Origin of the sequence: Mucilaginibacter sp. JRF, from assembly GCF_015223065.1 — a bacterium.
Taxonomy (GTDB): domain Bacteria; phylum Bacteroidota; class Bacteroidia; order Sphingobacteriales; family Sphingobacteriaceae; genus Mucilaginibacter.
The window spans coordinates 128,127-149,091 of record NZ_JADFBY010000008.1 but is presented as its reverse complement, the minus strand read 5'-3'; the positions used below and the strand labels follow the sequence as shown (position 1 = coordinate 149,091).

19 protein-coding genes are annotated in these 20,965 nt (G+C 39.5%); 16 read left to right on the top strand and 3 right to left on the bottom strand.

Annotated features, from left to right (window positions below; all coding sequences use genetic code 11):
• Together IM792_RS17440 and IM792_RS17435 are read right to left on the bottom strand one after the other, a co-directional pair.
• Positions 1-612, bottom strand: coding sequence for a sigma-70 family RNA polymerase sigma factor (locus tag IM792_RS17440; protein WP_228085228.1), 612 nt, complete (start codon positions 610-612; stop codon positions 1-3).
• A gap of 55 nt (positions 613-667) precedes the next feature.
• A complete protein-coding gene (locus IM792_RS17435; RefSeq protein WP_194103179.1) occupies positions 668-1,378 on the bottom strand; it encodes a DUF4397 domain-containing protein in 711 nt (236 codons plus the stop codon).
• Positions 1,379-1,827: 449 nt separating this feature from the next.
• Between IM792_RS17435 and IM792_RS17430 the strand changes: the two genes are divergently transcribed.
• The 9 genes from IM792_RS17430 to IM792_RS17390 all read left to right on the top strand — a co-directional run bounded on the left by IM792_RS17430 (position 1,828) and on the right by IM792_RS17390 (position 11,185).
• Positions 1,828-2,409, top strand: a complete 582-nt coding sequence (locus IM792_RS17430) for a Crp/Fnr family transcriptional regulator (RefSeq protein ID WP_228085226.1) — start codon at positions 1,828-1,830, stop codon at positions 2,407-2,409.
• Between the two features lie 169 nt (positions 2,410-2,578).
• Positions 2,579-3,148: a Crp/Fnr family transcriptional regulator gene (locus tag IM792_RS17425; RefSeq protein ID WP_194103178.1), complete on the top strand. Its 570-nt coding sequence runs from the start codon at positions 2,579-2,581 to the stop codon at positions 3,146-3,148.
• A gap of 506 nt (positions 3,149-3,654) precedes the next feature.
• Positions 3,655-5,418: an amidohydrolase gene (locus IM792_RS17420; RefSeq protein WP_194103177.1), complete on the top strand. Its 1,764-nt coding sequence runs from the start codon at positions 3,655-3,657 to the stop codon at positions 5,416-5,418.
• Between the two features lie 115 nt (positions 5,419-5,533).
• On the top strand, positions 5,534-6,895 hold the full coding sequence (locus IM792_RS17415; RefSeq protein ID WP_194103176.1) for an alginate export family protein: 1,362 nt from the start codon (positions 5,534-5,536) through the stop codon (positions 6,893-6,895).
• 198 nt (positions 6,896-7,093) lie between these two features.
• Positions 7,094-7,483: a hypothetical protein gene (locus tag IM792_RS17410; RefSeq protein WP_194103175.1), complete on the top strand. Its 390-nt coding sequence runs from the start codon at positions 7,094-7,096 to the stop codon at positions 7,481-7,483.
• Between the two features lie 73 nt (positions 7,484-7,556).
• Positions 7,557-8,120, top strand: a complete 564-nt coding sequence (locus tag IM792_RS17405; RefSeq protein WP_194103174.1) for a Crp/Fnr family transcriptional regulator — start codon at positions 7,557-7,559, stop codon at positions 8,118-8,120.
• Positions 8,121-8,288: 168 nt separating this feature from the next.
• Positions 8,289-9,116, top strand: a complete 828-nt coding sequence (locus IM792_RS17400; RefSeq protein WP_194103173.1) for an NAD(P)H-binding protein — start codon at positions 8,289-8,291, stop codon at positions 9,114-9,116.
• 53 nt (positions 9,117-9,169) lie between these two features.
• Entirely contained in the window at positions 9,170-9,901 is a 732-nt protein-coding gene (locus tag IM792_RS17395) for an ATP-binding protein (RefSeq protein WP_194103172.1), read from the top strand.
• Between the two features lie 288 nt (positions 9,902-10,189).
• Positions 10,190-11,185 carry a hypothetical protein gene (locus IM792_RS17390; protein WP_194103171.1) on the top strand — a complete coding sequence of 332 codons (996 nt, stop codon included), beginning with the start codon at positions 10,190-10,192 and terminating at the stop codon, positions 11,183-11,185.
• Positions 11,186-11,410: 225 nt separating this feature from the next.
• Here the strand turns inward: IM792_RS17390 and IM792_RS17385 are convergent, their stop codons facing one another.
• Positions 11,411-12,091, bottom strand: coding sequence for a hypothetical protein (locus IM792_RS17385; RefSeq protein WP_194103170.1), 681 nt, complete (start codon positions 12,089-12,091; stop codon positions 11,411-11,413).
• Positions 12,092-12,325: 234 nt separating this feature from the next.
• Between IM792_RS17385 and IM792_RS17380 the strand changes: the two genes are divergently transcribed.
• From IM792_RS17380 to IM792_RS17355, 7 genes are all read left to right on the top strand, one after another.
• A complete protein-coding gene (locus IM792_RS17380; RefSeq protein ID WP_194103169.1) occupies positions 12,326-13,177 on the top strand; it encodes a helix-turn-helix domain-containing protein in 852 nt (283 codons plus the stop codon).
• A gap of 107 nt (positions 13,178-13,284) precedes the next feature.
• Positions 13,285-13,437, top strand: coding sequence for a hypothetical protein (locus IM792_RS17375; protein ID WP_194103168.1), 153 nt, complete (start codon positions 13,285-13,287; stop codon positions 13,435-13,437).
• 274 nt (positions 13,438-13,711) lie between these two features.
• Complete coding sequence (locus IM792_RS17370) at positions 13,712-14,311, top strand: RNA polymerase sigma-70 factor (protein WP_194103167.1); 600 nt, start codon at positions 13,712-13,714, stop codon at positions 14,309-14,311.
• 72 nt (positions 14,312-14,383) lie between these two features.
• Positions 14,384-15,487, top strand: a complete 1,104-nt coding sequence (locus IM792_RS17365; protein ID WP_194103166.1) for a FecR family protein — start codon at positions 14,384-14,386, stop codon at positions 15,485-15,487.
• 315 nt (positions 15,488-15,802) lie between these two features.
• Positions 15,803-16,357 carry an STN and carboxypeptidase regulatory-like domain-containing protein gene (locus IM792_RS21335; RefSeq protein ID WP_228085224.1) on the top strand — a complete coding sequence of 185 codons (555 nt, stop codon included), beginning with the start codon at positions 15,803-15,805 and terminating at the stop codon, positions 16,355-16,357.
• A 12-nt stretch (positions 16,358-16,369) separates the two neighbouring features.
• Positions 16,370-19,234, top strand: coding sequence for a TonB-dependent receptor (locus IM792_RS17360; protein ID WP_228085222.1), 2,865 nt, complete (start codon positions 16,370-16,372; stop codon positions 19,232-19,234).
• The gene (locus IM792_RS17355; RefSeq protein ID WP_194103165.1) at positions 19,234-20,934 is read left to right on the top strand and encodes a DUF4397 domain-containing protein; all 1,701 of its coding nucleotides are present in this window, start codon (positions 19,234-19,236) and stop codon (positions 20,932-20,934) included. Before IM792_RS17360 ends, IM792_RS17355 begins: the two co-directional genes overlap by 1 nt.
• Positions 20,935-20,965: the final 31 nt, after the last annotated feature.

Genomic DNA, 20,965 nt, shown 5'->3' with positions numbered 1-20,965 from the left:
CTACGCTTGATTGATATGCTGTTTGTACAGGGTTCTGAGGCGATCCTTAGCACGGGCCAGATATACTCGGCTGTTCTTTACCGGTATATTCAGTTCGGCGGCGATCTCCTCATGCCTGAAGCCTTCTATTTCATGCATATTGAAGATCACTTTTTGGATCTCGGATAACTCGTTAAGTAGTTTAAGAATATCATTTGCATTCATTTTGTCAACAACCGACACCTGCTCATGCACAATATGTAGTTCAGTGATCTCCTCTGTTTGATAATTATTGCGGCCAACACGAAGAAAATCGATCACCGTTCGGGATGCTATGCGTGCTATCCACCCCTTAAATGCTTTGAGCAGCTCATCCGGGTCATCAGGATAGGTAAAGGTTGGCAGGTTTTTGAATATCTTGATAAAGCTATCATTAACAAGCTCCTCTGCCTGTTCACTATCCTTATGGTAACGTATCACTACGCCCATTATATAACCGTAGAATGATTTGTATATCCATTCCCGGCACCTCTCATCTCCGGTAATACCACCGGCGAGGATATCCTCCAGTTTTTTGATAGGCTTTACCTTGGCCGGCCTCCAGAAAGTTGATAGCAGTGCGTGAGCGTTCATTACAAATAACAACCACCCCTGATTGCTCAGGAGTGGCTGTTTAATTTGGTGTTGCTTATTTATTAGTAATTACACCCAATGATAGCTTTGTAGAATCGGTAGCTGCTTTAAGGCCTTTAGCCCAAATGGTATAGATCTTACCTTTCTCTATCTTTACTTTTTCGATCTTGGCTAAAACTTCGGGCTTGGTGTTTTCCCTGATCTCGAAGTTCAGCTCAGCACCCGGTGTTACAGCGGTAAAAGCGGTTGCTGCCTTAAATGCTGTTTTGGTGTACAACGGAGTAGTTTGACCGGTGATAGAAAGGTCAAGGCTACCGCCATCAGGGCTCAGGTTTACAAACCTTACTTTCGCTTTATCAGCAGCAGGCGCGGTCAAATCGTCCTCAACCAATGTAAAAGCCGTTTTAGCCGGAACATCCGCAATGATCAGTGAATAGTATTTACCACTTTTTAATGCAGCTGTTGATTTTGTAAGCACTTTGGTAGAATCCTTTTTGGTTATGCTGAACTCCGCATTGCCTTCATTAATGTTAGCATAACCGATGAAAGTGCCAAAGGTCAGTTTTTTAATGTTGCTTTTAGTGCCATTTACACTTAACGAAAGTTCAGGTGAACCTGGCGCAGCGTGAACAACGGCCAAGTTTGCAACGCCTGGTGCTGGACTGACGTTGTCGTCATCACTACAAGCGGTAAACATTAATGCGATGCCTAATAAGCCTACAGCAGGTTTCAAAAAGAAATTCGAAAAGTTGCGTGTTTTTTTCATATTCATGATGTTTTTGATTTTACACCCTAAAACGGGGCGTGTGATCAAAAGGCAACAGCGGCATGAAGAAATCTTTGCTGTAACGATGTATGTTTAAGTAAACAGACTGATGTTCAGTTTTTTATTTTTCGTCAGATGATGTTCATGTTCCGCCTGTTAAATACAGGTGTAGTTTATTCCGGTGTAAATCAATATAACCCGGTTACCGGCGAAGCAAAAAAAACATTCAATTAATGCTTAGTGTTATAGCTAAGTATTAATTGAATAGATCCAATTATTTATCTAACGGCATCTTTACGGATGATTCTCGAATTATACGCTCGGGTTTTAATATTTCTCGAAAATTGATTTTTCCGGTTCGAGGCTTTTGAGCAAGGGTATGTTACACTTGTATCAAAAAATGCGTAAGGGAAAGCAATTTGTTTTTCTAACGCTTGACCAAACTTATAATGATGTACGAAAGCCTTTTCAATTATATTGCTGATTACTCAAGATCTTCCATCACTAAGGATGAGGAAGATCTGATTAAAAATGCGTTCCGACCAAAGATTTTAAGAAAGAACCAATATTTTTTGCAGGATGGTGATGTTTCCAAGTATACCGGGTTTATTACTAAAGGTGCAATGCGCCAATACTATTTGAATAAAAAAGGTGATGAGGTTATTGTTAATTTATTTATAGAAAACTATTGGGCAACTGACCGTGAAAGTTTCTTTAACTTAAAACCTTCTGCCTATAACATAGATGCCTGCGAGGATACGGAGTTGTTAATTATAACCAGAGCAGATTTGGCTGAATTAATGAAAAAAATACCGGCGTTAGTTGAAATGATACGAGTGATGGATGATCGACATGCTATCGCGGCGCAAAAAAGGCTGGCCAGCACTATCAATAATAAAGCTGAAGATCGATACGAGGAATTATTAAGGAGTAACCCCCAATTTATACAGCGGTTCCCCCAACACCAAATCGCCTCTTATTTAGGGATAACTAAAGAAACCCTGAGTCGCTTAAAAAAAGCGCGAAAATGATCTTAGTTTACCTGAGTCCGGGTCAATAAAAAAGTTGATAATTATCAATTTTTTTATTGACATATGTCATTGTTTTTCAATCTGCTCAATCTTACTTTAGCGATAGTGCACATTCACAATTAAGGCTAATTGTTGAATATGTAACATGTTATTTTATAGATGATTAAATATGAAGGAGCTTACAGATTTTATTTTGCAATTTGGCAACTTAAATAAACAGCAAATAAGCTTTATTGTAAGCAAAGCAACCAGACTTACCCTATCCAAGGACGAATATTTTTCAGAAGCTGGAAAAATACCAAGACAGGTTGCTTTTATTTTGGATGGCATATTTCGTTTATCTTATCATAACAATGAAGGTGAGGAAATCACCAATTACTTCATAAATGGCAATCAATTTCTTGCCGACTACGAAAACTTCGAGTCTAATTTACCATCTACAGATAATTTACAGGCGGTTACTAAGTGCGAGTTACTTATCTTCTCCAAAAAAAATTGGGAGGAAATTACGAATACAATTATTGATTGGGATAAAATTGCAGATAAAGCGTATCGCAAGTGTCTGTTGGAAACCATAGAAAAAAGAAGTCCATTAGTTTCAGAAGATGCCACAACACGCTATTTGCTGTTCCTCGAAAAATTTCCGACTCTTGCCAATCGAATCCCTCTTTCTTACATAGCTTCCTACCTGGGAATTACGCAGCAATCACTTAGCAGAATTAGAAAAAATATACAGTAACTGCACTATTTGCCACTTTACAAGCGTGATTTTTTAGCAGCAATATCTGCCTCCAAAATAAAGTAAAGAATAAATAATTTCATTTCAGATTATCATCTGGTTTTGGAAGAACAGTAGATTGCAATACGACATTGTAAACGCCCCTTCTTGCTGACCTATACAACTTTAACGGATGTTTTGCCTCAAGGTAGGAAACTACACCAATCTTTTAGTTTTTAGAGTTCATTCCTGCTTTTATATTGCCTGAACAGTCTTCCGTTCTCTAATAATTGGTTTCTTCACTATTTAATTGCTTCAAGTCAGGCCTATTTTACAACAGTCATTGCAATTACCTTTTGCTTAGAAGCCTCGTAACTACCTAAAAAAAGAATAATTATTAAAGTATAATAAAAGCGCTATTTACCAATTGGTAAATAGCATGTAGTTTTTTAGCTAAACATTTGTAGTGATCAATTAAATCATCAACAAATGAAAAAGCATTAGCATTATTTACGACAACAGCGCTCTTGATTGGCCTGTGTGCCCAAGCGCAAACCACATTTTCCGGAGCCGACCTGATCGTGCATCATGCAAAGATCACCACAAACACATCAGCACAACCAGAAGCTTCAGCGCTTGCAGTTAAGGGTGGAAGAATTTATGCGGTAGGTAACGATGCAGACATACTCGCGTTAAAGGATGATCATACAAAGATCATCGATGCAGACGGCAGGAGGCTCATTCCCGGTTTGGAGGATTCTCATATCCATCCATTAAATGAAAGAAACTTTAATTATAAAGTCAGGTGGGACGGTGTGCCGACACTAAAACGTGCGCTTGAAATGCTTACTGAGCAAGCCGCAAGAACTCCTGAAGGGCAGTGGGTAAAAGTTACCGGGGGATGGTCTCCATTTCAATTTGCTGAAAATCGCCAGCCTACCATAGATGAAGTAAATAAGGCCGTTTCTAACAGACCTGTTTACATCCAATATGCTTATAACCGGGGTTATTTGAATAAGATGGCTATGAAAATATTGGGGGTTGGAACTTCTAAGTTTCCGGAACTTCCGGAGGCGGACTTTGAGAAAGACAAAAAAGGAAATTACACAGGGGTGATCAATGGATATACTTTTACATTTTTAACCCTGGATGCGATGTTGCCCGTGCCAACTCCGGAAGAAGAAGTCAGTTCATTGGAACATGTGATCCATGATCTAAATCGATTCGGACTAACTTCCGTTCTTGATGCAACCAGTATCATTGGCTATCCGGAAGGACATAAACCTTTACAAACTTTAGTAAGCGAAAAGCGATTGAACATTCGTTTTCCTTTTGTTGATCTTGGATGGGACCAGCAATCCAGCGAACCATTTGTAGAAACATTACTTAAACGCATAACCAAAATGGCTCCCATTAGTCCGGGGCAGAATTTGCATCCCACAATGGATCATGGTTACGAATATGAAGGGATGGGTGAGGCGATCAGGGCAGAAACTCATGATCATGAAAATTTTGATAAACCAGCCTACATCATTCCGAAAGAAAGGATGATGAAATATGCAGAAGAAGATGTTAGAAAGCTAATTCAGAATAGAATTCCCTTCCGTATGCATGTGACGTATAATGAGAATCTGACACCTTTTTTAGATGCCTTAGAGAAAGTAGTGCAAACTACCCCGCTTAATGGTATGCGTTGGAGTATTGAACATGCAGAAACCGTTACACCAGAGAATATTGAAAGGATCAAAAAACTTGGTGGAGGTATTGCGTTAGATAACAAAATGGCAATTCATGGTGATGCCTTTGTAAAAACACATGGTTTAAAAAAGGCCCTGTACACCCCACGCTTGCGGGAACTGGTTAACAGTGGTATACCGCTATCCTTAACTACAGATGCATTTCGCGTATCCCCGGCCAATCCATGGCTTGCAATTAGTTGGGCTGTATCAGGAAAATCTATTTCCGGAGCTACCGTATTGGCTGACGATAATCGCCTGACCCGTGAAGAAGCACTGCGGTTATACACAACAGGAGCAGCCTGGTTTGAAAATGAAGAGCATGATAAAGGCAGGATAGCACCAGGCAATCTCGCTGATTTTGTTTTGTTGAGCAAGGATTATTTTACCGTTCCGGAGGATCAGATAAAAACTATATCCTCGGTTTTAACCGTGGTTGATGGTAGAGTGGTATTTGGTTCAGAAAAATATAGCGGGTTGGGTCCAAAGTTACAGGAACCTATTCCTGCCTGGTCACCGATCAAATACTTTGGAGGTTATTACTGGGATAAATAATATCCCATTGATAAAATGCACATCGTGAATATTTGAGGTAAATGCATAAAAGTCATTTTTCACGTTCGGATCAGTCGACCTAAAATATGGAACCTCTAACAAGCACATTTCTTTTATGAGGTATTTTTTGATATACTTTTTTCTATCCCTGCCGGGATCATTATTGGCCCAAAATTTTGAACTAATGCGTTATAACGAGAACTATTCAGGATTGAAAGACAGTAACAGAACTTTTTACAAAAAAGTAAAATACATGCCTCTATCCCAAAATGGTTCCGCTTACCTATCCGTTGGAGGTGAATTGCGTCAGGAGTTGGACTATGCCGTAAATGAAGATTGGGGTGAAAAAAACCTTGGCCGGGATGCTTTTTTACTTCAACGATATCATCTTCATGCCGATTTGCATCTGAGTAACCGTATTCGGGTTTTCGGGCAATTACGCAGTGGGCTTGAAGATGGGCGTAAGAATGGGCCAAGGGGCATTGATGAAGATAAATTGAACATCCAGAATTTGTTTGTGGACATTATACCTTACAAAAAACCAGATAGGACGCTTACGCTTCGTATAGGTAGGCAGGAGATTCAATACGGTAGCGGCCGTTTGATCGATGTAAGGGAAGGTACCAACTTACGGCTGTACTTTGACGGAGCTAAAGTAGCATATACATCGCCTCATTTCAATGTTGACGCTTTTATACTGGCTGAAGCTAAAGTGAATACTGGCGTTTTTGATAATATCTCCACTCGAAAGATCAACCTTTGGGGTATTTATAGTACCTATAGTATTCCGAAAAGTCACAAGCTTGACCTTTATTACCTTGGCATTGATCGTATCAATTCCAGATTTGATGAAGGCATAGCTAACGAAACCCGGCACACCACAGGTGCTCGATTTTCAAAAAACGGAGGTGGACTTATTTACAATTTTGAAGCGATCTATCAATTCGGAAAGTTCGGTTCAGATGCTATAAGTGCTTTGGGAATTTCATCAGAGATCGGGTATATCTTTGACAGACTAAAGGGTGTACCTACCGTAAAGCTAAAGAGCGATTATATACCTGGTGATGATAAAAAGAATGATGGTAAGCTTGGTACAGCCAACCCCTTATATCCAAATGGAGGATATTTTGGGATGAACCCGCAAATAGGCCCGGCAAATTTAATATCAATACATCCAACCCTATCCTGGAATCCTCATAAAAAGGTAACTCTCAAATTTGATGTAGTGTTTAACTGGCGTCAATCAACCGAGGACGGTGTTTACAGATCAGATGGCTCACTCAGGCTATCTTCATCAGGTTCCAGGGAACGATATATTGGTACAGCATACATTACCAATATTTCATGGGATATAAATGGCTTTTTGAATTACAATTTTGGCGTACAATATTTCAAAACGGGCAGTTTTATTAACGATCTGATACCTCAGCACCAAAACGGTTTTTTTGTAGCATCTGTAGTAGGATTTAAATTTTAATACAGCCTGATAAATAACTACATAATCTTAAGGTAGTGTTATGTAGCCAATTAACTACCGCCTAATTCACTATACAGAGAAAGAACTTACATTTTGACAAGGATGATACGGTATAGAAAATATAAAATTTCAGAAACGGTAACGCCAATAACAGGCAGATTATCATCAATATATAAGTCCACTCGCAATAAGGGCATTATGGCATATGAAGATCGGTGGTATGACCATTTCTACCTCCTTATTCCTGCTGCCGCCATTATCCGTATGGTAATGACCATCCTGATGATCACGGAAGGGGCAGGTAACGATCATATTAGCCAAAGCGAAAGATATCCCTTAGTTAACCTGGATGTTAGTATATGCACTTGCTATGCAAAGGAGCAAGATAAGCTTCTGAGCGAAAAGTACTTTATTCCCCATTTTGCCGCCAAATCGCCATTTATGAATGTTTCCGCTACCCGTTTTGTTGATGAAGGCAAAATGGCTGTCACCAGCGATTGTGAGATAGACTCTGTTTCACGATCACTGAAGATCTATTATCAGACAGGAAAATTAGATATGGGATCGACAAGGCAAACCATTGAGTGATACATGAATGGTTTACCGCTACAGATTACATACGCAACAGAATGATTAACATAACAATAAAGACTATAATTTTATGAAAGCGTTTATTGATTACATTTTACAGTTTGGCAACTTAAACAAACAACAGATCGACTTTATTGAGAGTAAAGCATCAAGGCTTACACTCCCTAAAGATACCTATTTTATAGAAGCCGGAAAAACACCCAAGCAGGTAGCTTTTCTTCTTGAGGGAATATTTCGTTTTACTTTTTATGATAAATACGGTAAAGAAATCACTATTTATTTCATAGATAGAAATCAATTCATAACAGATTATCCAAAATTTAAAGCCAGCTTGCCGGCTTCCAAATATTTACAGTCAGTTACTGATTGTAAGTTACTTGTCTTTTCAAAAAAAGATTGGGACGAGATCACTAATACAATAACAGTGTGGGATACCATCGTGTCTAAAATGTATCAAAAGTGCTTATTTGATGCCCTGAATAAAAATCCGTTGGATACTGACGATGAAACGACCCGCTATTTGTCATTAATCAACAAGTCACCCAAACTTGCCAATAATGTTCCTCTGTCTTACATCGCTTCTTATTTGGGAATCACAGAAGAAGCATTAGTCGAAATAAGAAATAATCTTTAATGAATTACTTTTTATCAATTGATAATTAACTGCATTTTTTAAGGAGTTATTCTTGCAGTATCAACTCAGTGCAGCCAAAAGGATTTAAATATAAACTTAAATCGGTATCGGAACAGTTCAGATAACTAAAGAGCGTCTGTCTAAAAACTAATAAAAATAAAATAGAAAATGATCATAAAAAAAGTTTCAATATTAGGTGCAAGCGGTATGGTGGCTCAAAAAACAATACAAGCCTTTGATAATGCAGGATTTCAACTTAAACTCTTTGCGCGAAGCGTAGAAGCTAAATATCCTAATCAAACGGTAATAAAGGGCGATGTTTTCAACTATAAAGACTTAGAATCGGCAATTAAGGGTAGCGAAGCAATCCACATAACATTACGGAAACTGGATGAATTTGGTGCTGTTACAAGGATCGTCGAAGTCGCAAAAACCAACAACGTAAAACTCATCAGTTATGTGAGTGGTGCTACCGTAATCAAAGAAAATAGCTGGTTGCCATTTATAGAAGCTAAATACAAATCAGAACAGCTTATAAAAGCAAGTGGTATTCCTTATATGATTTTCAGGCCTTCATGGTTTATGGAGTCTTTGCCGTTAATGATACAAGATGGTAAACCAAAGATTATGGGTAAGCAACCTCTTAAACTTCAATGGATTGCTTCAGAAGATTTTGGTAAACTATTAGTAAACGGTTATCAAAATTCAGATTGTTTCAATCGGGAATACAATGTGTTCGGCCCGGAAGCATTAACTCTCAATGAGGCATTAGAAAAATATATTAAAGTAAAGCTTTCGGATAATTCAAGAATTACCAATACTCCTTTTTGGTTATTGAAAATAATTGCATTTGTGTCACGTAACAAACAATTAAATCAAACTATTCCTCTCTTTGAGTTTTTCGAAAAAACAAAAGAAGTAGGGAGCCCAGATACAGTAAATCGCTTTCTTGGAAAACCTAATACAACTTTACAGCAATGGCTGGCAAGTAATTAGCTCTAAAACTCAAAAAGAAATTAATTACTAAAGGAATAAATTTTTTGGTTTTTATGTTCAAAAATAAATTCAATAGAAAAAAAACAAATGAAAATGACTTTGTAGGCACTGTAAGCCATGAACTAAAAACTCCTTTAACATCATTGAACTGCATTTTGCAAGTAGCAGAACTAAAGCTTAAAAATCACCCCGATACATTTTTAGCTGACTCCATGGGCAAAGCGATCAATCAGGTAAACAAGATGCAAAAAATGATAACCGGGTTTTTAAACCTCTCTAAGTTTGAATCAGGAAAGGTTTGTCTGGAAAAAACTGAGTTCTGTATGAATGAGCTGATAACGTCGATTATTGAAGAATCGTTGTTAGCGGCATCTCGCAGAATATTTTTGCATCAGCGCAACGACATTGTTGTGTTCGCTGACAGAGATAAAATTGAATCTGTTATGGTAAACCTCCTGACTAATGCGCTGAAGTATTCACCGAATGGTAAAGAAATTCATGTAAATATTGAGCGGTCAGCCAGCGAAGTAGTGGTCAATATTACTGACCAGGGATTTGGAATTGGCGAGCAGGATCTAAGAAATGTTTTCGAACGTTATTACCGCGTAGAAAGCATTGATACAAAACACATATCCGGCTTTGGTATAGGCTTGTATTTAAGTGCTAAGATAGTCAAGTTGCATAGCGGCAAAATCTGGGCCGAAAGCACATTAGGAGAAGGGTCAACATTCTCATTTGCACTGCCTTTACATGAACGGTCAGATAATGGAATTTTACGGTTCTAAAGCAGAATTAATTTACAAAACATGCTCCTGCGAATTAATAGTTTATTGATTGTTATCTAATATAACCGATATACTATCGACGATAAACCTTAACTGATCGTTGATAATTATCAATGGTTTTTTTTAACAAATCGCACAATTTATAAGATGTGTATAGATGAAATTTACACGGTAAAAAAATAGTCATACAGGGGCTTAAATAATCCTATTCTAATACATCACATAAAACTACTTTCTCATCATCTCATATATAAAAAATTCAAAAAATAATTTAAACAAAATTATATAATGATATCACCATTATTAAACTCCAACTACGCTTTTAGAATTAAAAATATGATAAAAGCTATTTACACCTTGTTAAGCATACTTATCTCTAATGTTTTATATGCTCAAACTATCAAGGAAACTCCTGTTCTCAATCAATTCCAATTGACCGGGGATATCGTTTCTTTCCCCCTCGTTATTGTTAACGCTTTTCCATTTATTTCAGGAGAGATCAACGGAGTTAAAGGAAAACTAATGTTTGACACAGGTAACCGAAATGCTTTAGAAATTAACAATAATATTGTCCCCCTGTTGGGTCAAACGGATGCAGGTCGTGGCCAGGTTGGTAGTGGTCAAAACTTCAAAATGTATAATAATGATACTATTAAAGATGTTAAGTTAGTAAACGGTTTACATTTTCAAAAACTCAGAAAAATACCAAGTGCAAATCTTGACTTTTTACAAAACAACATCACCCCGGATTGCATAGGTTATATAGGGCATGATTTTTTTAAAGGATATCTTTTAAAGTTAGATTATACTAAAAGGAAGCTTACTTTTTACAAAAACAGCCCCCAAAGAGAATCCTTAAAAGACTTTTTAGCCGGAGAAAAAGTAGTAGCCATATTGAATTTTGAAATAAGAAACCTACCTAATCATCCCATTATAAAAGTAAAGGCAAACGGCATAGATATACTCGCGAGCTTTGATACTGGTGCTTATGGCGGTATTGAATTAACCTCAAAAGATTCTCAGAAGCTTAAGGAAAAAAAGTATTTTATAGATTATGGAAAGGATGGTTACGATGAAGAATTATTTATTCTCAATAATGTAAAAATAAACGATCAGCTAACCACAAATTTTGTGGGAATCTACAAACATGGAGATATAAGTCATGTTAGAAAAGCTTTAGGCATAACTGAGGGTAATTATTTAACCATAGCTTACCGATTCTTAGCATCATATAAAACAGTGTGGGATTATGAAAATAAAAAGATATATGTGTTAGCTTATTGAGAATTGATATAGTGTACATTAGTTCTGAGAATTGATCAGGTCACGAACAATTGAGCTTTCTTGACGATAAACACGTGCTATGTAATCTTTCTGTTCTTCATCGCTGTAAAAGTTTGCTAAACTAACATAAAAGGAAGGTCTGAGGCTCCTTTTATGTTAGTGTAAGGCAGTATGGTGAGTGATGATCTTAAGCAAGATACTTCACAAAGCAACCATTACAACACATTATAGTGATCGCCTTAAAAATAATCCACCGTTAGTGGGTAGCGAGCCGGTACCACTTACCTGAACCAGATCGGCCGCCAAGCCGAATTGCCATGCTTTGCGGCTTAAGCCCAGCCTCAAATACTGGTTGGCAAAGTTGTATCGAAAATCGCGGTCATAGCTAAAGTTATATGAACCTATCAATTGGGTAAATAGCCGCCAGCTACCACTTTTATTTAATGGCGGACTATATGAAACAAGCACAAAAAGTTCGCTGTTTGGTGATTTTACAGGTTCATATGAGCCAAAGGCTGTGAAGGAAATATCACCGGCATTGTAACTATAAGCAATGGCCAGTTGCGGCATAAAACCGTCATTGGTTATATAGCCACCTCCGCCTACACTCACGCCTTTTGCCACATCATAAAAAAAGATGGACTGACCTGTAAAGCTACTTTTTTTCCGGTCGGAGTAAGGAGCTTCGTATCGCAGATAACCGAAATATCCAAACCGGCTTGCCGAGTCAAGATATTTGGTCAGGTACATTTGGTGGGTAAATGCACGGTGGCCGGCAAATACCTCAACAGGTATGTCACCTTGCTGGGCAAAGGTAGTTGAGTGAACAGTAAACATCGTTATAAAACTGATGATGAACCTTAGTTTCCTGAATGAGGGAACTAAGGCCAAAAATGCTTTTTTCATTTTTTGATATAATAATATTGGGTGCTATGATGCACTATGAATAATTGAGCAGAATTGCTGTTTTTAGTATGATCGAAAACTTTTGAGTATGGTGGCTTCTTCAGGAAGCGGTGATTTTTTCTATTTCATGATGCGAAATATATTCTCCGTCTATTTACTTTGGTATAGCAAAAATAGACTGGCTGAATATGTGAAAACAGGTATTTTTGAAGTATAAACAGGTAGGATTAGAGTATGATAAGAGAGAATTTATATCAATCTGTAGAGGTTTACTACGAAACTTCTGAAACTTGTAACAGGAACGATAAGCAGTTCAGTTTTTTTGAATTGTTTTATGTGCTATCTGGCCAGGGTGTGCATACTGTTAATGGCAATAGAGTACACTTTAAGGCCAAAGAACTTTTTTTGCTCACACCTAATGACCGGCATAGTTTTGAAGTGGATGATTTCAGCGAATTTTTAGTGATTCGTTTTGGACAAAATTATATCGCTGATTTTCAATGGAAAAGCATTGATCAAATGGAATACGTGCTTTTTCATGCCTCGCATTTGTCAGAATCTATAATAAGTAACAATGAGGACAGTGAAGCAGTAGCATCAGTAATGCAATATTTACTACAAATATTGCAACGTGATAATCTGTATAAGGAAGACCTGATCAGGCATTTGGTTAACGCGGTTATTGTGATAGCCGCCCGTAATCTATCTATTACCAAGCCGCAGAATATGTTGGATAATGTAGATGAAAGGATATTGGAGATCATTGACTACATACAGGTTAATATACATCGGCCGGCATTATTAAAAGTTGATGTACTGGCTGATAAGTTCGGGGTATCCAAAACATATATAGGTGCTTATTTTCGCAAGCAATCCGGCGAATCGCTACAGCATTATATTTCATATTACAGGGTGAGGCTAATTGAACACAGGCTTCGTTTCAGCAATAAAAGGATCACCGAGATTGCCGAAGAATTTGGTTTTGCCGACGAAAGTCATATCAACAAATTCTTTAAGAGGCATACAGGTGTCAGGTTAAAAACCTACCGTGATCAAAAAGATAATATACCGGCACGCGCATTTTAATTATTTCCAGGCATATCCGGAGCCGTCAAAACGGAGATAGGACCGTTTCAATCCTGACGCAGTTTCGCTTCCATGCTCTGTGTCGTATGCGGAACGGCCATCAGCTTATGCTTATCCAAAACCTTAAAAATGCCATTGAGGACAATTTTAGAGAAAAGCATTCGGCAAGCGAATATGCCGATCTGTTGCACCTTACATCGGGTTTGATAGAGGGGCACCCTAACAGGTATAAATTACGCCACTGTTTAATATTTTTATAGATGCGTTGTTATAGCAACAATCCTTAGTTAAAAAATGTAAAGATGGATTTGTGTAGTTTCGATAATAATTGCCCCGTTTATACCGCATTAACTTTAGGCCAAGTTCTTCAATCGTGATTGAATTTTCAATAAAACGCTTGGAACTTTGTGCCGCCATAAACTCCTTAAGTATGGTTGCCATTTGTTATCGTACTTAATAATCAGGTAATAAATAGGTGATGTTGTGATTATTTAACGGAGATATTTTTGGTCGGTTACTTTATTCCGATCCCTTATGTATCATGACGAGATTATCGCTAAATCAGATGAGTTGCTGTTACAACAGTGGCGCAATGGCGATGCTGCCGCGTATGATACATTGTTTAAAAGGTATTACCACCCTCTTTTAAATTACGCGCAAAAGAATATTAAGGATGAAATGGTTGCCGAGGAGTTGGTGATGGATGTAATGTTACGCGTTTGGAAGAAAGACGGCGACATTAACACTCCGGTCGGCTTTCGCCCGTATTTATTACGATCTATCAAGAATGCCATATATAACCATTACCGCGTAAAAATCCCTGAGTTTCTTAATCTGGATGAAATGCCCGGAGATGCATTCCCGCTATCAAAGGCTCCGGATGAGTTAATGCACGAAGAAGAAATATCATCGGTATACGAAAAGGTGGTATCTCAATTACCTGAAAAACGCCAGCGTGTATTCCGCATGAGCCGCGAAGAAAATCTTACTTACTCAGAAATAGCTGCCAGGCTCGATCTTTCTATTAATACGGTTGAAAACTACATGTCTGCTTCGCTGGCCAGCTGCCGTAAAACGCTTGAGGATATCAACCTTTCACACCCGCTTATTTTCATTATCCCTTTTCTGCAATAAATATTTGTAGCCTCTTTTTATTCGGTATACGCAAGTTGTGCTGTAGCCTTTTATTACCTGTTTTAAAGTTTTTTGAAAAAAGTTTCACGGGCGTGGGTGGTAACATTAAAAAACTGTGTATACCCATTTGAAGACGAAGAATATTTTAAAGTGGAGCTTAATAAAAAAGATAAGGAACTGATCAGGAAACTGATAAATGGTACGGCAACAAAAGCCGAACTTGAAAAGTTGCAGCAAATAATTAACACCCAACAGGGTCGCCAGGTTTTTGATGAGGTGATGGACGAGGTAGGTGGCGAATTTAAGGCTGATTCGCAGGCTGAAAAAGATGGTTCAGCGGATGATAAGCTAAAGCTTTTTAAGCAACGCCATAATATTGAACCACAGGTATCTGTAATTAAAATATCGCCTTGGCGCAACATTGCGCGGTATGCAGCTATATTGTTGGCTATTGTATGCGTTAGCGTGTACTTTATAAGTAAACGTAATAATAGCAGGCAGCAATTAGCCGCGACATCGGCACCTGTAAAGCTGATTCAGTATAAAACCACCCGTGGCCAGCGTGCTACAATTACCCTTTCAGATGGTTCAACCATTACCCTTGGTCCGGATAGTAAGTTTAGCTATCCCGAAAACTTTGTAAGTAACCGCCGCGATGTTTATCTGCAAGGCGAAGCCTTTTTTGAAGTGGCTAAAGATGCGCAGAAACCTTTTACTGTACACTCATATGAATTGGAAACCCGTGTAGTAGGTACCTCATTTAAGATAGATGCATTTAAAAATGATCCGCTGGAGGTAAGTGTGGTAACTGGTAAGGTACGCGTAAGCAGTGTAGTTAACGGGCTTAAAAAGCAATTGGCCACCATGTTACCCGGCGATCATATCAGCTGGTATAAAGGCCTGTCGCAAACAGATAAGCGTGATAAAAATGAAAGCATCGCGTGGGCTAATAACAAACTCATATTTAACAAGCAGGAGCTTAGTAAGATACTTACCGCGCTTGAGCGTAATTACAACGTGACTATCGACAAGACTAAACTAAGCGGTGCTAACGAGAAAATATCGGTAACGCTTAATGGCAGATGGCATTTAAACCGTACCATGAATGTATTGGCAGCAACGGCCGGTTTTAAATATAAGATTGAAGGCCGACGTGTTATTGTTTTTTCTAACTAAAAAAATACGAAAGGAAATATATGTAGCTAAGCTTACTATCTCGAAAAAAAACGTCCGCCACTTTGTAGTGACGAACGAACATGATTTTGAATTCATTGTGCCGCCGGATTTCTCAGGTCGGGGCGGAACATAGAATCGGGGTTTACCCCATTTAATTAACAGATATCGCCCTGATACAGGGTTAAATCAGTAACAATCAAAAATATGCAAAAAGGATCAAATAAAAGTCCTTGTAAAAATAAATATGATAGTTACCCCGATGCGGTTTTTATTGATACAGGTAGTCGGTGGTACAAAAAAGAGATTCTTTTTATAATGAGATGCTCGATTTTAGTGCTGGTAATTCATTTAACTTTTGCCGGTATGTTGCTGGCAAACAGGGTTGATGGCCAGGCGCTACAGGAAAAAGTAACACTATCGTTAAATAAAGCTACGGTAGCGCAAAGTCTGTCGGCTATTGAAACCAATTCATCAGTAAAATTTTCCGTTCGCGAAAAACTGGTTAGTTCTATCATAAAAAGCGTTACGCTAAGTGCCCGTAACGAACCGGTTAAAAATGTTTTAGATGATATTTTAGCACATACAGGCTTACAATATAAATTGGTTGAAGGCTATGTTATTATTGAAGCCATACCTGCACCTGTACGTATATACGGTAAGGTGATTGATGCTAAAACGCAGGAATCATTACCAGGTGTATCAATAAAAATAAAAAACTGGCAAGGCGGTACACTTACCGATATAAACGGTGCATTTGTTGTAACCATACCAACCGAAAATGCAACATTGGTATTTAGCTACACAGGTTATGAAACGGCCGAAGTAGCTGTAAATAAAACCACTCAGCAAATAACGGTAAGCCTTAAATAATCAAGCCAGTTATTGAATGAGGTACTGGTGCAAGCCCGCCGCAATACACGTACGGAGGCAGCTGTGCTTGAAGAACGTAAAAATGCCTCTATTATTCAGGATGCAATTTCGGCGCAGCAAATTGAACGTACGGCAAGTATCACTACTACACAGGCGCTTCAGCGTGTAGCTGGTGTTACCGTGTCTGACGATAAGTATGTGGCCATCCGTGGTTTGGGCGACAGGAGCGTTATTGGCCAGTTGAATGGTGTGCGTTTGGCCTCCTCAAATCCTGACCACAGCGCTATACCGCTCGATCTTGTTCCGGCTGCTTTGCTGGATAACATTACCATCTACAAAACCGTAACGCCCGATAAACCGGCCGATGCTGCCGCGGGTATTGTGGAGTTGAAAACCAAATCAGTACCTGATAAGGAAACCTTTGATGTTACCATACAAACAGGTTTTAACTCGAATATTGGCCTTGGTGGTAGCTACAACAGCTTTTGGAACAGTGATATGGGTGTTTTTGGCAGCAAGATCAATAATAAAGATCTGCCTGCTGATTTTAAGGCTCTTTCTCAGCAATATCCAAATGGCTTATCATCTATCCAAAGCATGATCGCCAATAGTAACAACAGCACTACTGCTTTTAACGAGGTAAACCGCATTAACGGCATCATGCAGCGCTTTGACCCGGTAATGACCACGCAATACAAAAGCGCGCCGTTAAATCAACTGTACTCGGCTACTTACGGTAACAACTATACACTTTTTAAAAAGCATAAACTGGGCCTGGTAGCGGGCTTGAACTACTACCGCCGCACTACTGATATTTATGGTGGCGATCTTACCCAATATAGTATTTACCAGGGTGTTGTTACCGGTAACCCGTATGTATACAGCCGTCGTAATATACCTAACTACATAACGCCGAATAGTCTTTATATGGGTAAGTATCAAACCTATAAAGAGTACTCAGGTAACGAAACGCTTAACTATGGCGCGTTATTAGGTTTAACCTATCGTTTTAACCCACGCCACGAAATAAGCATGCAATATCTGGGCAGCTGGGGCGGCGAAAATATGGCTACCAACATGAATGGCCGTTATGAGTATACCGCCTTGCCGGGTGATGTTACCAGTACCATTTACTCGCTTAAGCAAACGTACCGTAACCTAAATACCTTTAATTTACAAGGCGAGCATAAATTTTTAAAGGGTGAGTATTCGCCGCGCTTAAGCTATAATGTGGCTACCTCAAAATCAAGCCAAAATGATCCTGACTTCCGTTTTGCTAACCTGGCCGATTATATGCCAAGGGGTGGGGGCTACTATCTGCATCCGGTAGTTGGTGAAGAAAATACCGCCGGCACCAATACTTATACTCAGCATTTTTACGCGCTTACATCAGGCTATGTTAATGGCTTTGGTAGCTACGGCATAATACAGGCCGAGCCTAACGGTCGCAGATGGAGATACCTTGACGAAACCAACTATAACTACAAGGCTGATGTAACCATACCATTTAAGTTACTGGGCGAAAAGCAGCAGTTTAAAACCGGTGTAAACTACCTTTTCAGAGATCGTAGCTTTACTGAGAACCAGCTTTTTATACCCGGATCAAACTTTGTGGGCAATGGCTTTATATCGATACAAGATGTTCAGGGCAATCTTAACAAACTGGTTGGCAGCGAGATGATCGGTATAAAACCAATAACCGGCAACCAGGGCGAAGGTATGATGCCTGTTACCGGCTATTTATATAACAGCCAAAAATCACCCAATAACTATAAGGGTTATTACGCAACCAACGCCTTGTACGGTATGCTTGATCTGAAACTTACCGATGAGTTCCGCATAGCGGGTGGTGTACGTTTCGAGATGACCGACATTGGCTCGAAAGTTGATACCGCGGGCGTGTTCTTAGATCCATCGCTTACTACGGGCGAGGGTAAAGTACCGCTTAACCCAATTAATCCAAACTCGGTTTACAAAACAAAATACAAGCCTTACTACTCCGTAAACGCTACTTACACACTTAACGATAACATGAACTTCAGGAGCGCGTACAATACTACGCTTGCCCGCCCTGAATTGCGTGAAATAATCAATGTGTTTGAGTTTGATGCCTTCCAGATGGGTTTGGTGGTTGGTAACTCTAACCTGGTGAACCAGCGTACTGAAAACCTTGATTTCCGTTGGGAGTGGTTTCTTGATAAGGGAGAGGTATTCGCCATATCGGCATTTGGTAAGCGCATCCAAAACCAGCTGGTAAAAGTGTTCAGCCTTAAAACTGATGGACTTGCGGCTACTTATCCGGAGTTCCCTACCATTCAGTTTCAAAATGATCCTAACACGGGTAGGGTATGGGGTTTGGAGTTTGAGATAGTGAAAAACTTGGGTAATGTTTGGGACCCGCTTAAAAACTTCTTTATAGGCTCAAATCTGTTGTTGGCTCAAAGCGAGATCAAAAAAACGGCCGAACGTTACGATGCTAACCGATCGTTAGACAGGTATACGCCACGCAACAGCCCCTTGTTTGAGCAGGCGCCATACTCTATAAATGGCTGGTTAAACTATAACAACACCAAGTGGGGTACTGATTTAACCTTAACCTTTAACCAGGTGGGTGAGCGTTTAGTACAGATCAATTTGACCGGCGAGCCCGACCTGTACACCACACCGGTACCTTACCTCGATTTTGTTTTTAGCCAGCGCTTAAACAACCGCTTAACATTTAAAGGTTACGCTAAAAACTTACTTAACCCGGCCATAAAAACCGTGTATGCCAACCCGCAAACCGGTGGTAAATGGTATGGTAACGAGTATATAAACCGCTCGTTTCAGCGTGGTGCCGAAATTATGATAGGCTTTTCATATAACCTGATAAAGTAATGAAGAACAGAATATACACATACAACCTGCTTTGCCTGTTACTGATAGCCTTATTGCAGGTTGCCTGTAAAAAGGATAAGCTGAGTACGGTTACCGATAACCGTTACAATACAAATAATCAGCAATCATCAAATATACGCGTTGTAAACCTTGGTGGCTTTAGCCAGGTAATTGCCAATGGCGATACCCTTACCAACTTTGCCGTAAAGGCTCCGGATGCTGCGGCAAATTTTCCGGCTACGCCTTATTTCCCTACAAATGGCCAATTGGGTAGAACCTGGACCATACCGCAGGATCTGTTTAACGCGCAAAATAAAATAGATCTTGGTTTGGCTGTCTATGATTATAATCCCGGCCTGAATTCAGGTGTTGAACTTAATTTGCAGTATGATGCAAACAACCCACAAGATGTTTACCTGATTCAGAAAGACTATACCAGCGATTTGCCGCAATATGAGATTCTGCCTCGTGCCGTAACCGCTCCTGCAAAACCTGATCACTTCAAAATCAGGATAATAAATTTTAGTGGTAATCTTAACAACCACTCCGGCAATGCCAGTGGGCCGGTGGAAGACCTGAATGGCCCTGTAACACTTGCTTATGCTGATGGTACAACGGTAAGCGCGCAAACCACTAATGTTACCGGTTCTCAAAGGGCATCTGAATATGTTGAGGTTCCATACGGTACCTACCAGTTTAAAGTACTTACTACTAACGGCAGGCAAATACCTGCTACAGGTAGCAGCACTTTTGCTTTAACTGTTTTTGATCCGCCAACATCAACTATTGCTATCGGGCAAACCAATATCAGCAATTTAACTTACGCCCCTATACAAACCTATCAGCCGGGTGGCATATACACCATTGTAGTAAATCCGCAAATAGTTAAAGTGTTTATTAATGAGAATGACGAAACAAGTAGCTTTGCTCAAAATACTTTTCAGGTTATAACTGATAACAGTGTACCTGCAAACTTAACCTATTGCAGGGTACAGGCGGTAAACGCCATGCCCGATCAGCAGGTGAGTTTCAGTGCCGGAGGTACATCATTAGGCAGCGGGATTGCATTCGGCAAAACCGGCGATTATGCTACCATGATCATCGGTAACCAGGAGGTAAAGGCAACGGATGCCAGCGGCAAAGTTATAGCGACTACCAAGGCTGATTTTCGCGCGTCGCAAAACTATACCGCATGGTTATATCCCGATGCTACGGGCGCGGCGAAACTATTATTGGTAGCTAATGATTTGAGTGGCACCCGGTTCACCAATGCCGAAGAAGATGGCACCTATGCCTATCAGCAATACAAGTATTTCTTTTTTAAGCGATACCTGAACCTGTCAATGGGTAACCCTTACATCACCTTTACTACTGATAATGGCAGCCCATCGGGCGTAAACTTGCAACCAGGCTTACCGCTGTTACAAAGTCCTTACGTAATAAGCCAGTTTAGTGAGCCTAAGTATGATATTATGGCCTACCGCTCGGCGCCAAACGTAGTGCCGGGTATATGGGCTGATGATATACCGGTAATAACCAGCGATATGTTTATCCCCAATAAAGAGCTGTACACCAAAGCCGGTCGTAAAGTGCCAGGGCAGGAAGCGGGCATATTCACCATTGCGCTGATAGGCAAAACAGGCGAGGGGGCTACAACAGCCAACAAAGCCCGCATGATCATTTTAAAGCATAATAAATAATGAACGCATCTGACCATAAAAACATAAAACA

What these genes read in the sequence shown, in the direction of transcription:
- IM792_RS17435 (WP_194103179.1), bottom strand. Translation starts at nt 1,378, where the DNA reads ATGAAAAAAACACGCAACTTTTCGAATTTCTTTTTGAAACCTGCTGTA.
- IM792_RS17390 (WP_194103171.1), top strand. Translation starts at nt 10,190, where the DNA reads ATGATATCACCATTATTAAACTCCAACTACGCTTTTAGAATTAAAAAT.
- IM792_RS17440 (WP_228085228.1), bottom strand. Translation starts at nt 612, where the DNA reads ATGAACGCTCACGCACTGCTATCAACTTTCTGGAGGCCGGCCAAGGTA.
- IM792_RS21335 (WP_228085224.1), top strand. Translation starts at nt 15,803, where the DNA reads ATGAGATGCTCGATTTTAGTGCTGGTAATTCATTTAACTTTTGCCGGT.
- IM792_RS17395 (WP_194103172.1), top strand. Translation starts at nt 9,170, where the DNA reads ATGTTCAAAAATAAATTCAATAGAAAAAAAACAAATGAAAATGACTTT.
- IM792_RS17430 (WP_228085226.1), top strand. Translation starts at nt 1,828, where the DNA reads ATGATGTACGAAAGCCTTTTCAATTATATTGCTGATTACTCAAGATCT.
- IM792_RS17415 (WP_194103176.1), top strand. Translation starts at nt 5,534, where the DNA reads ATGAGGTATTTTTTGATATACTTTTTTCTATCCCTGCCGGGATCATTA.
- IM792_RS17410 (WP_194103175.1), top strand. Translation starts at nt 7,094, where the DNA reads ATGGCATATGAAGATCGGTGGTATGACCATTTCTACCTCCTTATTCCT.
- IM792_RS17380 (WP_194103169.1), top strand. Translation starts at nt 12,326, where the DNA reads ATGATAAGAGAGAATTTATATCAATCTGTAGAGGTTTACTACGAAACT.
- IM792_RS17405 (WP_194103174.1), top strand. Translation starts at nt 7,557, where the DNA reads ATGAAAGCGTTTATTGATTACATTTTACAGTTTGGCAACTTAAACAAA.
- IM792_RS17425 (WP_194103178.1), top strand. Translation starts at nt 2,579, where the DNA reads ATGAAGGAGCTTACAGATTTTATTTTGCAATTTGGCAACTTAAATAAA.
- IM792_RS17370 (WP_194103167.1), top strand. Translation starts at nt 13,712, where the DNA reads ATGTATCATGACGAGATTATCGCTAAATCAGATGAGTTGCTGTTACAA.
- IM792_RS17400 (WP_194103173.1), top strand. Translation starts at nt 8,289, where the DNA reads ATGATCATAAAAAAAGTTTCAATATTAGGTGCAAGCGGTATGGTGGCT.
- IM792_RS17355 (WP_194103165.1), top strand. Translation starts at nt 19,234, where the DNA reads ATGAAGAACAGAATATACACATACAACCTGCTTTGCCTGTTACTGATA.
- IM792_RS17375 (WP_194103168.1), top strand. Translation starts at nt 13,285, where the DNA reads ATGCTTATCCAAAACCTTAAAAATGCCATTGAGGACAATTTTAGAGAA.
- IM792_RS17385 (WP_194103170.1), bottom strand. Translation starts at nt 12,091, where the DNA reads ATGAAAAAAGCATTTTTGGCCTTAGTTCCCTCATTCAGGAAACTAAGG.